This window comes from Amycolatopsis plumensis, from assembly GCF_042652605.1.
Lineage (GTDB): Bacteria > Actinomycetota > Actinomycetes > Mycobacteriales > Pseudonocardiaceae > Amycolatopsis > Amycolatopsis plumensis.
Genome location: NZ_JBHSJY010000001.1, coordinates 3630616 through 3646097, shown reverse-complemented (window position 1 = coordinate 3646097; position 15482 = coordinate 3630616). Strand labels below are relative to the sequence as shown.

General features: G+C 69.9%; 15 protein-coding genes. 13 read left to right on the top strand and 2 right to left on the bottom strand.

Annotation, left to right across the window (positions count from 1 at the left end):
- Positions 1-74: 74 nt before the first annotated feature.
- Both ACFPLC_RS17620 and ACFPLC_RS17615 read left to right on the top strand, forming a co-directional pair.
- Positions 75-1043, top strand: a complete 969-nt coding sequence (locus ACFPLC_RS17620) for a YncE family protein (RefSeq protein WP_378189282.1) — start codon at positions 75-77, stop codon at positions 1041-1043.
- Positions 1044-1083: 40 nt separating this feature from the next.
- Positions 1084-1956, top strand: a complete 873-nt coding sequence (locus ACFPLC_RS17615; RefSeq protein WP_378189283.1) for an LLM class F420-dependent oxidoreductase — start codon at positions 1084-1086, stop codon at positions 1954-1956.
- A 38-nt stretch (positions 1957-1994) separates the two neighbouring features.
- On the opposite strand, the gene ACFPLC_RS17610 is transcribed toward ACFPLC_RS17615, so the two are convergent.
- Positions 1995-2363: a DUF2568 domain-containing protein gene (locus ACFPLC_RS17610; RefSeq protein WP_378189284.1), complete on the bottom strand. Its 369-nt coding sequence runs from the start codon at positions 2361-2363 to the stop codon at positions 1995-1997.
- A gap of 198 nt (positions 2364-2561) precedes the next feature.
- Between ACFPLC_RS17610 and ACFPLC_RS17605 the strand changes: the two genes are divergently transcribed.
- The 11 genes from ACFPLC_RS17605 to ACFPLC_RS17555 all read left to right on the top strand — a co-directional run bounded on the left by ACFPLC_RS17605 (position 2562) and on the right by ACFPLC_RS17555 (position 14511).
- Positions 2562-3857, top strand: coding sequence for a class I SAM-dependent methyltransferase (locus ACFPLC_RS17605; protein ID WP_378189285.1), 1296 nt, complete (start codon positions 2562-2564; stop codon positions 3855-3857).
- 1 nt (position 3858) lies between these two features.
- Positions 3859-4653 (top strand): sugar phosphate nucleotidyltransferase, encoded by a 795-nt coding sequence (locus tag ACFPLC_RS17600; protein ID WP_378189286.1) that lies wholly within the window; start codon positions 3859-3861, stop codon positions 4651-4653.
- Positions 4650-5297 carry a PIG-L deacetylase family protein gene (locus ACFPLC_RS17595; protein ID WP_378189287.1) on the top strand — a complete coding sequence of 216 codons (648 nt, stop codon included), beginning with the start codon at positions 4650-4652 and terminating at the stop codon, positions 5295-5297. The genes ACFPLC_RS17600 and ACFPLC_RS17595 overlap by 4 nt, the downstream gene beginning before the upstream one ends.
- Positions 5298-5302: 5 nt before the next feature.
- Positions 5303-6322: an NAD-dependent epimerase/dehydratase family protein gene (locus tag ACFPLC_RS17590; RefSeq protein ID WP_378189288.1), complete on the top strand. Its 1020-nt coding sequence runs from the start codon at positions 5303-5305 to the stop codon at positions 6320-6322.
- Positions 6322-7602: a DUF4910 domain-containing protein gene (locus tag ACFPLC_RS17585; protein ID WP_378189289.1), complete on the top strand. Its 1281-nt coding sequence runs from the start codon at positions 6322-6324 to the stop codon at positions 7600-7602. Before ACFPLC_RS17590 ends, ACFPLC_RS17585 begins: the two co-directional genes overlap by 1 nt.
- Before the next feature lie 5 nt (positions 7603-7607).
- Complete coding sequence (locus tag ACFPLC_RS17580) at positions 7608-8933, top strand: MATE family efflux transporter (RefSeq protein WP_378189290.1); 1326 nt, start codon at positions 7608-7610, stop codon at positions 8931-8933.
- Positions 8934-8940: 7 nt separating this feature from the next.
- Positions 8941-9885, top strand: coding sequence for a glycosyltransferase family 2 protein (locus ACFPLC_RS17575; RefSeq protein WP_378189291.1), 945 nt, complete (start codon positions 8941-8943; stop codon positions 9883-9885).
- The gene (locus tag ACFPLC_RS17570) at positions 9882-11066 is read left to right on the top strand and encodes a polysaccharide pyruvyl transferase family protein (protein ID WP_378189293.1); all 1185 of its coding nucleotides are present in this window, start codon (positions 9882-9884) and stop codon (positions 11064-11066) included. The genes ACFPLC_RS17575 and ACFPLC_RS17570 overlap by 4 nt, the downstream gene beginning before the upstream one ends.
- Positions 11063-11611 (top strand): dTDP-4-dehydrorhamnose 3,5-epimerase, encoded by a 549-nt coding sequence (gene rfbC, locus ACFPLC_RS17565; protein WP_378189294.1) that lies wholly within the window; start codon positions 11063-11065, stop codon positions 11609-11611. The genes ACFPLC_RS17570 and rfbC overlap by 4 nt, the downstream gene beginning before the upstream one ends.
- An 8-nt stretch (positions 11612-11619) precedes the next feature.
- Positions 11620-12936 (top strand): glutamate-1-semialdehyde 2,1-aminomutase, encoded by a 1317-nt coding sequence (locus ACFPLC_RS17560; protein WP_378189295.1) that lies wholly within the window; start codon positions 11620-11622, stop codon positions 12934-12936.
- Between the two features lie 93 nt (positions 12937-13029).
- Positions 13030-14511, top strand: a complete 1482-nt coding sequence (locus ACFPLC_RS17555; RefSeq protein WP_378189296.1) for a right-handed parallel beta-helix repeat-containing protein — start codon at positions 13030-13032, stop codon at positions 14509-14511.
- A gap of 209 nt (positions 14512-14720) precedes the next feature.
- Here ACFPLC_RS17555 and ACFPLC_RS17550 read toward each other — a convergent pair whose 3' ends face one another.
- Positions 14721-15335 carry a maleylpyruvate isomerase family mycothiol-dependent enzyme gene (locus tag ACFPLC_RS17550; RefSeq protein ID WP_378189297.1) on the bottom strand — a complete coding sequence of 205 codons (615 nt, stop codon included), beginning with the start codon at positions 15333-15335 and terminating at the stop codon, positions 14721-14723.
- Positions 15336-15482 lie beyond the last annotated feature (147 nt).

Sequence of the window (15482 nt, the reverse complement as noted above, 5' to 3'; positions counted from 1 at the left end):
GACGCGAAGTTCCTTCACGTGGCGATGGCGCGGGTTACGCTCGGACGGCGAGTTGATCAGGAGCGGAGGCGCCGATGGGCGGTGCACGGCTACCCCGGCGGACCCTGTTCGCGCTGGTCACCGCGGGTTTCGGCGCGCTCGCCCTTCCCGGGACGGCACGCGCGGCGGACGTCCGGTCGCTCGACGTCGGCGGGGCGCCGGCCGGCGTCGCGGTGAACCCGGTCACCGGCCTCGCGTACATCACCGACGCCCAGGCCGGGACGGTCTCCGCGGTGGATCCCCGCCGCGTGTCGGTCGTCGACGTGATCGACCTCGGCGGCGCGCCCGGCGACGTGGCGGTCGATCCGGAGGCCGGCCGGATCTACGTCGCGAACCCGCCGGCGGGCACCGTGGTGGCGCTCGACAGCCGCACGCACGACCTGGTGAGCGTGATCGGCGCGGGGGCGGGCGCCTCGGCGCTGGCGGTCGACGAGGAGGCCAACCGCGTCTACGCGGCCAGCGGGACCACCGGGACGCTCGCCGTGCTCGACGGCGCGAGCTGCACCCTGGCGGCGCTCGTGCCGGGCCCGAAGCCGGGGTTCGCCGGCATCGGCGTCGACCCCGGGCGCAAGCTGGCTTACTGCGCGAGCGCCGCCACCGACTCGGTCGAGGTGTTCTCGATCGACAGCGGGAAGTTCGTCGCTTCGGTGAAGGTCGGGCGCAACCCGACCGGCGTCGCGGTGCACCACGCGAGCGGCACGGTCTACGTCGCGAACTCCGGCATCCACCACATGTCCATTGTGGACGCTTCGACACACGCCGAGCGCAAGACCGTGTTGCTGCGCAGCGAAGCCTCCGCGCTGGCCGTGCACCAGGGCACGAACACGGTGTACACCAACGGCGGCCAGAACGGCCTTTCCCGCGTCGACGGCACGACGGGCACGCTGAGCGGCGAGCTGTCGCTGGGCGTCAATCCCGGCGAGGTCGCGGTCGACCAGCGCGCACGCACGGTGTGGGTCACCGATCCCCTGCACGGCCGGATCTTCCTGGTCCGCGATTTCTGACCCCGCAGCTGGGGCCACTCCAGGTATACGGTCGGAAGACATGAAACTCGGACTGCAGATCCCGGACTTCACCTGGCCGAACGGGGCGTCCGCGCTGGGCGCCGACCTGGCCGCCGTCGTCCGCGCCGGCGACCAGGCCGGCTTCGACTCCATCGCCGTGATGGACCACTTCTTCCAGATCGGCGGCGTCGGCCCGACCGAAAACGACATGCTCGAGGCGTACACGACCCTCGGCTTCATCGCGGCGCACACCGAGCGCGCCAAGCTGCTCACCGTGGTCACCGGCGTCCTCTACCGGCACCCCGGCCTGCTGGCCAAGGCCATCACGACGCTGGACGTGCTCTCCGGCGGCCGCGCGATCCTCGGCATCGGCGCGGGCTGGAACGAGGAGGAGTCCCGCGGGCTCGGCTTCCCGTTCCCCTCCGTGAGCGAGCGGTTCGAACTGCTGGAGGAGAACCTCCAGTACGTGCTGCAGATGTGGGCGGACGGCGATGCGCCGTTCAAGAGCAAGCACTTCGACGCCGCCCGGCTGCTCAACGTGCCGCAGGCGCTGTCGAAGCCGCGGCCGCCGATCATGATCGGGGGCGGCGGCGAGAAGAAGACGCTGAAGCTCGTCGCGAAGTACGCCGACCAGTGCAACCTCTTCAACGGGCCGGAGCTGGAGCGCAAGCTCGACGTGCTGCGGCAGCACTGCGAGAACGAGGGCCGCGACTACGACTCGATCACCAAGACCGTCTACCACATCCTCGACATCGGCGAGAACGGTGAGAAGTCCGGCGAGCTGCTGGCCGAACTGGAGCGGCTGAACGGCCTGGGCATCCAGGTGGCCCTGGGCATGGTTCCGCACGTCCACCACCCGGCGATCCTGGAGAAGTTCGCCACCGACGTCATCCCGGCGGCCGAGAAGATCTGACCGGCTTCGAGCCCTCTCCGCCGGGTGGCGGGGAGGGCTCAGCCATCCTTGGCGACGACCCGGGTCAGCACCGCGATGCCGATCCCGGCCACGGCCACCACGACCCCGGTGACCGGCCAGCCCACCAGCGCGAGCACCACGCCGGTGACCGCGAAGAGGGCGAATTCCAGGAGGAAGCGGGCCGGTTCCGGGAGGCGGCGGCGGGCTCGCGGGGCGAGGAACAGGCCCCAGAGCGCGGCGGCCGCCGCCGGCAGCAGGACCGCGTCGGCGATCGCCAGCGCCACCCCGGTGCCGAGCTGGGTGCCGGCCAGGGCCAGGCCACCCAGGAGCATCAGCTCGGTGAGGAACCGGGCCGTCAGCACCACGCCCGTGAACCCGCTCAGCCGGGGTGTGGACTCCGATGTCATCCCGCCAGCGTAGGAGCACGTCCACTGTGGACGTTACGGGTTCGATCGGGTACGGTTCGTGATTCCGGCCACAGTTAGGCCATTCAGGTTGCGGTTCCGAATCGGTCCACCAGCGGCTCACGCGTCGCTGTAACGACCTCCCGGCGCCGGTCGACGTGTTGGGTGCACATCGCGACCGCGAGCCAAGGAGCCTGGTAGATGACCACATGTCGACTCTGCGGTTCGACAAACACGGCCAGTGTCGTCGACCTCGGCGCGACTCCCCCGTGTGAGCGATTTTTGGCAGCGGAGCAGCTCGACGAGCCGGAAGCCACCTTCCCGCTCCACCTGCAGGTCTGCACCGACTGCTGGCTCGCCCAGATCCCGCCGCTGATCGACCCCGACGACACCTTCACCGAGTACGCCTACTTCTCGTCCTTCTCGACGTCGTGGGTCGAGCACGCGAAGCGCTTCGTCGACGGCGCGGTCGAGCGGCTCGGGCTCGGCGAGAAGTCGTTCGTCGTCGAGGTGGCGAGCAACGACGGGTACCTGCTCAAGCACGTCGTCGGGCACGGGATCCGGTGTCTGGGCGTGGAACCTTCGGTGAACGTCGGGCAGGCGGCGCGTGACGCCGGCGTGCCCACCCTGACGGCCTTCCTCTCCGAGGAGACCGGTCTTCGCGTGCGCGAGGAGCACGGGCCGGCCGACCTGGTCGCCGCGAACAACGTCTACGCGCACATCCCGGACGTCCTCGGTTTCACCAAGGGCCTGCGGGCGCTCGTCGCCGACGACGGCTGGGTCTCCATCGAGGTGCAGCACCTGCTCACGCTGATCGAGAAGAACCAGTACGACACGATCTACCACGAGCACTTCCAGTACTACACGGTCGAATCCGCGCGCCGGGCCCTGGCGACCGGCGGGCTGACCGTGGTCGACGTCGAGCTGCTGCCGACGCATGGCGGATCGATCCGGCTCTGGGCGCGTCCCACCGAGGCTTTCGGGGGGTTCCGGGTGGCGGAGCCCCCGGCCCGGGGCGGAGCCCCGGTTGTCACAGCGGTCGCGGGCGAGCCCAGCGAGCGGATGACCGACGTGCTGGAGCGGGAGAAGTCCGCCGGGCTGCACGAGCTGTCCGGGTACACCGAGTTCGCCGAGCGCGTCACGCGCGTGCGGCTGGACCTGCTGAAGTTCCTCATCGAGGCGCGCAACGACGGGAAAACCGTCGTCGGCTACGGCGCCCCGGGCAAGGGCAACACCCTGCTGAACCACTGCGGCATCCGGACGGACCTGCTGCAGTACACGGTCGACCGCAACCCGTACAAGCACGGCCGGTTCACCCCCGGCACGCGCATCCCGGTGCTGCCGCCGGAACGGATCGACGCGGACCGGCCCGACTACGTGCTCGTCCTCCCGTGGAACCTCCGGGAGGAACTGACCGAACAGCTCTCCCACATCGGGAAATGGGGCGGAAAGCTCGTGTTCCCGATCCCCCACCTGGAAATCGTCGAGGTGCAGTGAAGTGAAGGTCGTCCTCTTCTGCGGTGGTTACGGGATGCGGATGCGCAACGGCGCGGCCGACGACATCCCGAAGCCGATGGCGATGGTCGGTCCGAGACCGCTCATCTGGCACGTGATGCGCTATTACGCGCATTTCGGCCACACCGAATTCATCCTGTGCCTCGGCTACGGCGCGGCGCACATCAAGAACTTCTTCCTGTCGTACGAGGAAACGATTTCGAACGATTTCGTCCTCCGCAACGGCCAGGCCGAACTGCTCTCGACCGACATCGCGGACTGGACGATCACCTTCGTGCAGACCGGGATCGAGTCGCCGATCGGCGAGCGGCTGCGGCGGGTGCGTGAGCACCTCGACGGCGACGAGATGTTCCTCGCGAACTACGCCGACGTCCTGTCCGACGTGCCGCTGCCCGAGATGATCGACCGCTTCGAGAAGTCCGACGCCGGCGCGTCGATGATGGTCGTCCCGCCGCAGTCGTCGTTCCACTGCGTCGAAATGGACGAAGGCGGCATGGTCGGCTCGATCACCGCGGTGAGCGAAATGCCGCTGTGGGAGAACGGCGGCTACTTCGTGCTGCGCCAGGAAGTGTTCGACCACATTCCGGAAAACGGCGACCTCGTCGCCGACGGCTGCGCCGAACTGGCCAAGCGAGGCCGGCTGCTGGCCTACCCGTACCGCGGGTTCTGGAAGCCGACCGACACGGTCAAGGAACGGGCGGCGCTGGACTACGCCTACAGCCACGGCGACCGGCCGTGGGCGCTGTGGGAGAAGCAGCCCGCGGCGAGCATCGCGTGATCGGGCTCCGACCGGGACGGCTCGGCAGCGTCGTCGCCCTCGGCGCCCACTGCGACGACATCGCGATCGGCGCCGGCGGCACGCTGCTGACGCTGTGCCAGTCCCGGCCGGGCCTGCGGGTCGACGCCCTGGTCCTCTCCGGCGGCGGCACGCCCCGCGAGGACGAGGAGCGGGCGGCGCTGGCGGCGTTCTGCCCGGGCGCGGACGTCGACGTCACGGTGCTCAAGCTGCCGGACGGGCGCTTCCCGGCCCACTGGGAAGAGGCCAAGAACGCCCTGGAAGAGCTGCGGCGGCGGACCGACCCGGACCTCGTCCTGGCGCCACGCACCGACGACGCGCACCAGGACCACCGCGGGCTGGCGAAGCTGGTGCCGACGACGTTCCGCGACCACCTGGCGCTCGGCTACGAAATCGTCAAGTGGGACGGCGACCTCGGCAGCCCGTCGGTGTACCAGCCGCTGTCCGACGAGCTCGCCGAGGAGAAGGTCCGGCTGTTGCAGGAGCACTACGCGTCGCAGCGGCACCGGCCCTGGTACGACCGCGAGGCGTTCCTCGGCCTGGCGCGGATCCGCGGGATCGAAGCCGCCGCGAAGTACGCCGAAGCGTTTTTCGTCAAGAAACTCACTCTCGACCTGAAGGGCTGATTCCGATGCGGGTGTTGCTGACGGGGCACAAGGGCTACCTGGGGACGGTGATGGCCCCGGTGCTCGCCGCCGCCGGCCACGAAGTCACCGGCCTGGACTCCGGGCTGTTCGAGGACTGCCTGCTCGGGCCCGCCCCCGCCGACCCGGCCGGGCACGTCGTCGACCTGCGGGACGTGGACGCTTCTCATGTTCAGGGCTTCGACGCGGTCATCCACCTGGCCGCGCTGTCGAACGACCCGCTGGGCTCGCTCGCGCCGGAGCTGACCTACGACATCAACCACCACGCGTCGGTGAAGCTCGCGAAGCTGGCGAAGGACGCGGGCGTCAAGCGGTACCTCTACGCGTCGACGTGCTCGGTGTACGGCGCGGGCGGCGACAACCTCGTCGACGAGGACGCGCCGCTGCGGCCGGTGACGCCGTACGCGGAGTCGAAGGTGCGCGTCGAGGCCGACGTCCACGAGCTCGCCGACGACGACTTCACGCCGGTGTACATGCGCAACGCGACGGCGTTCGGCTACTCGCCGCGGCTGCGCGGCGACATCGTGCTGAACAACCTGACCGCGCACGCCCACCTGTCCGGCGAGGTGCTGGTGCTGTCGGACGGCACGCCGTGGCGGCCGCTGGTGCACGCCCAGGACATCGCGCGCGCCTTCACGGCGGCCCTGACGGCGCCGAAGGAGGCCGTGCACAACAAGGCGTTCAACATCGGCACCGAGGAGAACAACGTCACCGTCGCCGAGATCGCCCAGGAGGTCGTCGAGGCCGTGCCGGGCTCGACGCTGAACATCACCGGCGAAGCGGGCGCCGACCCGCGCTCCTACCGGGTCGACTTCTCGCGCTTCCGCGCGGCGATCCCCGGCTTCACCTGCGACTGGTCGGTCAAGGACGGCGCCGTCGAGCTCATCGAGGCCTACCGCAAGTTCGGGCTCACCCGGGAGTCGTTCCAGCAGCTGTTCACCCGGCTGGCCTGGCTGAAGAGCGAGGGCGAAGCCGGCCGCGTCGACACCACCCTGCGGCGGAAGTAGTGGCCGCCCCGCAGCTGCGGACCGGGGCGGAACTGCACGCCCTGGTCGAGCGGCTGTACCCGATCTGCCGCAGCATCACCGGCGACGGCGTGCGGCAGACCCTGGACATCATCGGCGAGCACATCGCGCTGGAGCGGCACGAGGTCCCGACCGGGACGGCGGTGCTGGACTGGACGATCCCGCAGGAGTGGAACATCCGGGACGCCTACGTGGCCGCTCCCTCGGGTGAGCGCGTGATCGACTTTCAGGAGCTGAACCTGCACGTCGTCGGGTACAGCGTCCCGGTGCGGCAGCGGATGCCGCTGAGCGAGCTGCGGGAGCACCTGCACACGCTGCCGGACCAGCCGTCGTGGGTGCCCTACCGGACCAGCTACTACGCCCCGGCCTGGGGCTTCTGCCTCGCGCAGGAGAAGCTCGACGCGCTGCCGGACGGCGACTACGACGTCGTCATCGACTCGACCCTTTCCGACGGCTCGCTGACCTACGCCGAGCACGTCGTCCCGGGCCGCGTCACCGACGAGGTCATCGTGTCCTGCCACGTGTGCCACCCGTCGCTGGCGAACGACAACCTCGCGGGCATCGCGGTGGCCATCTCGCTGGCCCAGCAGCTCGCTCTTTCGCAGCCGCACTACACGTACCGGTTCCTGTTCATGCCGGGCACGATCGGCTCGATCACCTGGCTGGCCCGCAACGCTTCCCGGATCGAGAAGGTGCGTCACGGGCTGGTGCTGGCGTGCGCGGGCGACCCGGGACCGTTGACGTACAAGAAGTCCCGCCGCGACGACGCCGAGATTGACCGCGTCATGCAGCACGTGCTTCGCTCGCGGGAACACCGAGTTGTCGACTTCTCGCCGTACGGCTACGACGAGCGCCAGTTCTGCTCGCCGGGCTTCAACCTCGGCGTCGGCTCGCTGACCCGGACGCCGTACGCCGGCTACCCCGAGTACCACACCTCGGCGGACAACCCGGGTTTCGTGTCGCCCGCGGCCATGGAGGACACGCTCGGTGTCCTTCGCGATGCTTTCGGCGTGCTGGACCGCAACCGCCGGTACGTCAACCTCAGCCCGTACGGCGAGCCGCAGCTCGGCAAGCGCGGGCTGTACGACTCGCTCGGCGGCCGCAGCGACGCCAAGCAGGCCCAGATGGCGATGCTGTGGGTGCTCAACCTCTCCGACGGTTCGCACAGCCTCCTCGACATCGCCGAGCGGGCCGGGATGCCGTTCGACATCGTCGACGTCGCGGCCCGCGCCCTCCACGACGCCGGCCTGGTCAAGGAGTGAGCGACGTGGCCAACCATCGCCGGGTGCCGCGCTCGATCCTCCGGTCGGGCGCGGTGCGCGCGATGGCCGGACGGCTGAGCTGGGGCCTCGGCGACCAGGCCGTGTCCAGCCTGACCAACTTCGCCGTCGGGCTGTACGTGGCCCGCTCGCTCGGCACGTTCGCGTTCGGCATCTTCAGCCTCGCCTGGGTCACCTACGGCGTGGTGCTCAACGTCTCGCGCGGGCTCGCCACCGACCCGCTGATGGTGCGGTTCAGCGCGGTCGCCGAGGATCGCTGGCGTCTCGGGGTCGCCAGCGCCTCCGGCACCGCGATCGGCGTCGGCTGCGTGACGGGGCTGGTCAGCCTGGTGGCCGGGCTGGCCGCGGGTGGCCCGCTCGGCACCGCGTTCGTCGCGCTCGCCGTCGTCATGCCGGGCCTGCTGCTGCAGGACGCCTGGCGCTTCGCGTTCTTCGCTCGCGGGCAGGGCAAGAAGGCGTTCGTCAACGACTGCGTGTGGGGCGTGGCCCTGATCCCGGCGCTCTACGTCGCCGCGCAGCTCCACACGGTGGTCGCGTTCGTGCTGGCCTGGGGCCTGTCCGGCGCGGTCGCGGCCCTCTACGGCGGGTTCCAGACGCGGATCCTCCCGCACCCGCGCGAGATGCTCGGCTGGCTCCGGACGCAGCGCGATCTGAGTGTCCGGTACCTCGTCGAAAACGTCAGCAACAGCGGCGCCTCGCAGCTGCGCGCCTACGGCCTCGGCGCCATCGCCGGGATCACCGCCGTCGGCGCGGTCCGCGGCGCCGAGCAGCTCCTCGGCCCGTTCCTGGCCCTGCTCATGGGGCTGTCCCTCGTCACCGTCGCCGAGGGCGCGCGGGTGCTTCAGCGGGCGCCGCACCGGCTGAAGCACTTCTGCGTGATCCTCGGTGGCGGCCAGGCCGCCGCCGCGCTGTGCTGGGGCCTCGGCCTGCTGCTCCTGGTGCCCGACAGCGCCGGCCGCTGGGTGATGGGCTCGGTGTGGGACTCGTCGTCCCCGCTGATCCTCCCGGTGACCCTCGCCGTCGTCGGCGCGAGCTTCACCACGGGCGCGGCCGCCGGCCTGCGCGCCCTCGGCGCCGCTCCCCGCAGTTTGCGGTCCCAGCTGATCGCCTCCCTGTTCTACGTCACCTTCGGCATCGCGGGCGCGTTCCTCGGCGGCGCGGCCGGCTCCGCGTGGGGCGTCGCGACGGCCACCCTCAGCGGATCCGTCGTCTGGTGGTTCCAGCTGCGGGCCGGGCTGCGCGAGTACGTGCCGCCGGGCGCCGACGAGCCCACCGTGGTGTTCGAGCCGATCAAAGAGCCGATCAAGGAATGAGGACTCCATGACCACCGTCCCGCGGCTGAGCCTCGGCCTCCCGGTGTACAACGGCGAGGAGTACCTCGCCGAGTCGCTGGAAGCCCTGCTCGGCCAGACCTACGAAGACTTCGAGCTGATCATCTCGGACAACGCCTCCACCGACGGCACGGACGAGATCTGCCGCCGCTACGCCGAGAAGGACTCGCGAATCCGGTACGTCCGCCAGCCGAAGAACATCGGCGCGACCCCGAACCACAACTTCGTATTCGACGTCTCGCGCACCGAGCTGTTCAAGTGGGTGTCCCACGACGACCTCTACGCCCGCGACCTGCTCAAGCGGTGCGTCGAGGCCCTCGACGAGCGCCCGGACATCATCCTGGCCCACTGCGACCAGGCGATCATCGACGGCGACGGCCGCATCGTCCAGCGGCTGGAGTACACGCTGAACACGGCGTCCCCGCACGCGCCGGACCGCTTCCGCAGCATCCTGTTCGAGCCGGGCGGCGACGACTTCTACGGCGTCATCCGCGCCGACGTCCTCCGCCGCGTCAAGCCGCTCGACAGCTACCACCACGCCGACCGGACGTACTCGGCCGAGATGGCCCTGCACGGCCCGTTCCACCAGGTGCCCGAGCTGCTCTACTTCCGCCGCGACCACCCCGGCCGCGCGGAGCGGGCCAACCCGACCATCCGGAGCCGGTGCGCGAATCTGGACCCGCGGCGCGCGAACCGGCTCCGGAATCCCACCGTCCGCCTGCTCGGCGAGTACGTGTACGGGTTCGCGGACCTGATCCGCCGCGCGCCGATCTCGGCCGCCGACAAGCGCGAGTGCTTCGGCCACCTCGGCGCCTGGCTGACCAGCCGGGCCCGCTCCGGCCACGGCGAGCGCGTCGAGGACCGCGCGCCCACCGCCTCGGACGTCGCCACGGTCAACGAGATCGTGGCCGGCCGGGAAGGCAGGCTCGCGTGAAGCGTGCCCCGCGCGTCGGCGTGTTCGGCCTGCTCGGCTCGGGGAACCTCGGCAACGACGGTTCCCTCGAAGCCGTGCTCGGCTACCTGCGCGCCGAATACCCGGACGCGAAGCTGAGCGCCCTGGTCGGCGGCCCGGAGATCGTCCGCGAGCGGTACGGCCTCGACACGACGCCGCTGCACTGGAACCAGTCCGAGTACGAGACGGCGTCCGGCATCCGGTCGGTCGTCCTCAAGGGACTCGGCAAGCTGGTCGACATCGGCCGCACGGCCGCCTGGGTCCGCCAGCAGGACGTCGTCATCGTGCCCGGCATGGGCGTTCTCGAAGCGACGCTGCCGCTGCGTCCCTGGGGTTTCCCGTATTCGCTCTTCCTCCTTTCCGCCACCGGGCGCCTCTTCGGCACCAAGGTGGCGCTCGTCTGCGTCGGCGCCAACGAGATCAGCGCCCGGGCGACGCGGACGCTGGTCCGCTGGTCCGGCCGGCTCGCCGCCTACCGCTCCTACCGGGACGACATCTCGCGTGACGCCATGCGCGCCATGGGCGTCGACACGAGTGCCGACCAGGTCTACCCCGACCTCGCGTTCTCCCTCCCCACCCCGGCCGCCGGCGGCAAGCCCGGCACCGTCGGTGTCGGCGTGATGGCCTACTACGGCGGCAACGACGACCGCGCCGACGCCGACCGCATCTACCGCCACTACGTGGACACGATGAACCGTTTCGTCGCCTGGCTCGTTGCTCAGGACAGACCCGTCCGGCTGTTCATCGGCGACCGGATCGACCGGCAGGTCGTCGACGAGATCATCGAGAAGACCGCTTCCCCGCTGGTGACGGCGGCCCCGGCGGAGACCCTGGACGAGCTGATGCACGAGATGGCCGCGGTGGACAGCGTGGTGGCCACGCGCTACCACAACGTGCTCTGCGCCCTGAAGGTCGCGAAACCGACCGTGGCGATCGGCTACGCACCGAAGAACGACGTCCTCATGGCGGAGATGGGCCTCGATGGCTTCACCCAGCGGGCGAAGACCGTCGGGTTCGACCGGCTCGTCGAACAGTTCACCGAACTGGAGAACCGTTCGGCGGAACTTCGCCAGACGCTCCTGGAACGGAACGAGATGAACGCGCAACGGCTCAAGGACCAGTTCGCCGCCCTTTCGGCGGCCCTCTTCGGGGGTGGGCGATGAAGGCCATTCCGGTACCCGAGATCGACGGTGCGTATCTGTTCGAACCCACCCCGCACGCGGACGGGCGGGGGTTCTTCAGCCGGACGTTCGACCGCGACGTCGTCGCGTCGGTCGGCATCGACCCGGACGGCTTCGTCCAGGACAGTCTTTCTCGGTCCCGCAAGGGGGTCGTCCGCGGGATGCACCTGCGCGGCGGGGCCGGCGAGGCGAAGCTCGTGCGGTGTTCCCACGGCGCCATCTTCGACGTCGTGGTGGATCTCCGACCGGATTCGCCGACATACCGGAATGTGAAAACCTTCGAACTTTCCGGCGATACCCAGGTTTCGTTGTACATCCCGGCGGGGTGCGCGCACGGATTCCAGTCACTCACCGATCCCTCTGACGTTTCGTACCGTATCGATCGGGCACACGATCCTGAAGAGGACATTACGATTTCGTACAAAGACCCTGAATTGGACATTTCGTGGCCACTGTCGGTCACAATGGTCAGTGACCGGGACGAACGGGCGCCCTCTCTCGGAGAGGCGTTGAAACCAACGAGGTGAACCACGACATGGGAACGAACCTGCCCCGCTCCACGAAGGCGGACGAGCGGCTGCACCGGGTCATCCCCGGCGGTGCGCACACCTACGCCAAGGGCTCGGACCAGTATCCCGCGGGGATGGCCCCCGTCATCTCGCACGGCCGCGGCGGCCACGTCTGGGACGTCGACGGCAACGAGTACATCGAGTACGGCGCCGGGCTGAGAGCGGTCAGCCTGGGCCACGCCCACCCGCGAGTTCTCGAAGCGGTGCGCGGCGAGCTCGAGAAGGGCAGCAACTTCATCCGGCCGTCGATCATCGAAGCCGAAGCCGCCGAGCGGTTCCTCGAGAACATCCCGACGGCCGAGATGGTGAAGTTCACCAAGAACGGCTCGGACGCGACGACCGCCGCGGTCCGGCTGGCTCGCGCCGCCACCGGCCGTAAGCTCGTCGCCAAGTGCGCCGACCACGCCTTCTTCTCCACCGACGACTGGTTCATCGGCACCACGCCGATGAACGCCGGCATCCCGGACGAGACGACGGAAGCGACGGTGTCCTTCCCGTACGGCGGCCTGCAGGCCGCGGAGGAGCTGCTGCAGCGCCACGAGGGCGAGATCGCGTGCATGATCCTGGAGGCGGCCGCGGCGGTGGAACCGCCGCCGGGATACCTGCAGGGCCTGCGCGAGCTCACCACCCGCCACGGCGTCGTCCTGATCTTCGACGAGATGATCACCGGCTTCCGGTGGTCGGCTCACGGTGCGCAGGGCCTCTACGGCGTCACGCCCGACCTCTCGACGTTCGGCAAGGCCCTCGGCAACGGCTTCGCGGTGTCGGCGCTGGCGGGCAAGCGTGAGCTGATGGAGATCGGTGGCCTGCGCACCGATCGCGAGCGGGTGTTCCTGCTCTCGACCACGCACGGCGCGGAGACCCACTCGCTGGCCGCCGCGATGGCGGTCATGGACGTCTACCGCGACGAAGACGTCATCGGCCGCCTGCACGCCCTCGGCGACCGGCTCGCCGCCGGCGTCCGCGAAGTGGCGGCCGGGATCGGCGTCGAGGACCACGTGGTCGTCCGCGGCCGGGCCAGCAACCTGGTCTTCGGCACGCTCGACGAGCAGGGCAGGCCGTCCCAGCCGTACCGGACGCTGTTCCTGCGCGAGCTGATCGGCGGCGGGGTGCTCGGACCGTCCTTCGTGGTCAGTGCCGCGCTCACCGAGGCGGACATCGACAGGACCATCGACGTCGTCGCCCAGGCCTGCACGGTGTACCGGAAGGCCCTCGACGCGAACGACCCGGCGCCGTGGATGGGCGGGCGCCCGGTGCAGCCCGTGTTCCGCAAATACGCCTGATCCCTCCGCGATCGGGCCGGAATCACCCGTTGGGTCCGATGAGGACACTTGAGGGTGACTGTTTTCCGGCCCGATCGTGCGTAACTTCCTGCCATGGGCAGATCTCGTGCGGTACTCGTCGCTGCTTGCTCGCTCCTGGTCGCCGTGGCGTGCCCGGTTGTCGCGGGCGCCGCCGACGGGCCCGGACCGGTGTGCGGCCACCAACCGGCCGCGTACGAGCAACCACCGTCCGGAGCCGTCACCGTCGACCCGGCCGTCGACGGTGACCTGGCGGCCAAGACGGCGGCGCACCCGGCCGGCACGACGTTCTGGCTCCGGCCCGGCACCCACACGCTCGGCAAGGACGAGTTCGGCCAGGTCGTCCCCAAGGACGGCGACGTGTACCTCGGCGCGCCGGGCGCCGTCGTCGACGGCCGCGGGATCAACCGCGCCGCCTTCACCCAGCGGGCCCGCAACGTCGAGATCCGCGGCCTCACCGTCCGCGGGTTCGCCGCGCTGCAGGATCAGGGCGTGGTCAACCACGACTCCGGCGACGGCTGGCTCATCGAGAACACCACCATCGAGGACAACGCGGGCGCCGGGCTGATGGCCGGCGCGGGCCAGGTCGTGCGGCACAGCTGCCTGCGCAACAACGGCCAGTACGGGCTCAACGCGTACCAGGAGGGCGACGGCATCACCGGGCTCGTGCTGGAGGGCAACGAGATCACCGGCAACAACACCGGCGACTGGGAGGCCAAGGTGCCCGGCTGCGGGTGCAGCGGCGGCGCCAAGTTCTGGGCGGTGAACGGGGCCGACATCCGCGGCAACTGGGTCCACGGCAACCACGGCGCCGGGCTCTGGGCCGACACGAACAACAACGACTTCCTGGTCGAGGACAACCTGTTCGAGGCCAACGACGCCGAGGCGTTGTTCTACGAGACCAGCTACAACCTGGTGCTGCGCGGCAACACGTTCCGCCGCAACACCCTGGTCCAGGGCCGGGTGTTCGCGGCGCGCGGGGACAACTTCCCGGCGGCGACGGTGTACCTGTCGGAGTCGGGCGGCGATCCGCGCGTGCGGGCCAGGACGTCGGCCGTCGACATCAGCGGCAACACGTTCGAGGACAACTGGGCCGGGATCACGCTGTGGGAGAACGCCGACCGCTTCTGCAACAGCCCGGCGAACACGTCGACGGGCTACTGCACGAAAGTGGCGGCAAAGTCTTCGTGCACCGCGGGCACGATCGAGAAGGCCCCGGCCTACGACGACTGCCGCTGGAAGACGCAGCGGGTGGAGATCCACGGGAACACCTTCCGCTTCGACGCCGGCCGCGTCGGCTGCACGAGCCTGTGCGGGCGGATGGCCGTGCTGTCGAACTTCGGGACGTTCCCGGACTGGTCGCCCTACAAGGGAACGGTGATCGAAGAGGCCATCACCTTCCGCCAGGCCAACCGGTGGCACGACAACTCGTACTCCGGGCCGTGGACTTTCGTGGCGCATGACACCTCCAAGACGGTCGACGCTGCGGGCTGGAAGGCAAAGCCCTACTCGCAGGATCAGTGCTCTTCGTTCACCGGCGGACCCGCCGGCTGCTGATCACGAGCTTGCCGACGGCCTCCGACAATTTCCACCGCCCGTTTCCGTCGTCCGCGTAGATTTCTGTTGCGCCACAAGGGGAAAGTCGCGAACGGAGAATTTCGGCAGCCCGTTCACCCGGTTCAGCGACTGTCGTTCGCACGGGTGTTCGGTACCGTCGAAGACATGACCGCTCCGACCACCTCGTCCCTCCACTGTGGACGCGTTGCTCAGACCATGGTGAACCGCGTGCTCGGCTCACCCCGAAGACGCCCGGCGGGCAACCGCCGATTGCAGAGGACAAGGAGAAGATCCTGGGCCGCCCCGATGAGCGGCGTACCGGTCCCGTACGACCAGTCGAGATCATCGGCCCGCAGGGCAACTCCGGCGAGATCGGTGCCGAAGTACTTGACCTGCTTCGGTTTCATCGCGGCGAAGATGGCTTCCAGGCGTTCGAGCGGCACCCGGCGGTCCAGCTGGAGGGCCGTCGTGATGTCCAGGCCGTGGATGACATCGTGGCTCAGAGCGCCCTCGGCACCCCCACCCGGCGGCCGCCACGGGTGGTCGGCGTTGTCCCTCAGCGAGGCGATCAGCGCTTCGCGGGAGAGCTCGGCGGCCTCGCGGCGGGCAACGCGGTCGGCCATGGCGTTGAAGCGCCCGCCGGACTTGGCGAGTTCCCAAACGAACCGCCCGGTGGAGAACCGGAAGGGCATGGTCATGTGGGCCACGACCTCGGCCACTCCCCAGCCGGCGCACAGGGTGCGCGCACCCCACGCGGCCGACGGCAGTTCGCCGAGCAGCGCGGCCAGTTCCCGCCGTTCGGCGGCGATCAGATCTTGGATCACGGGGATCTCCTTCACAGGTAGGTCCCCCACCGACGAACGGGCCCCGCCGAAACCGACACCACGCGGGACCTGATCCACCGGCCAAGTCCGGCAGCGAGCGAGCACTCCCCCCGGCCGACCGGCCGCGCCGGGGAGCAGCCTCCACCC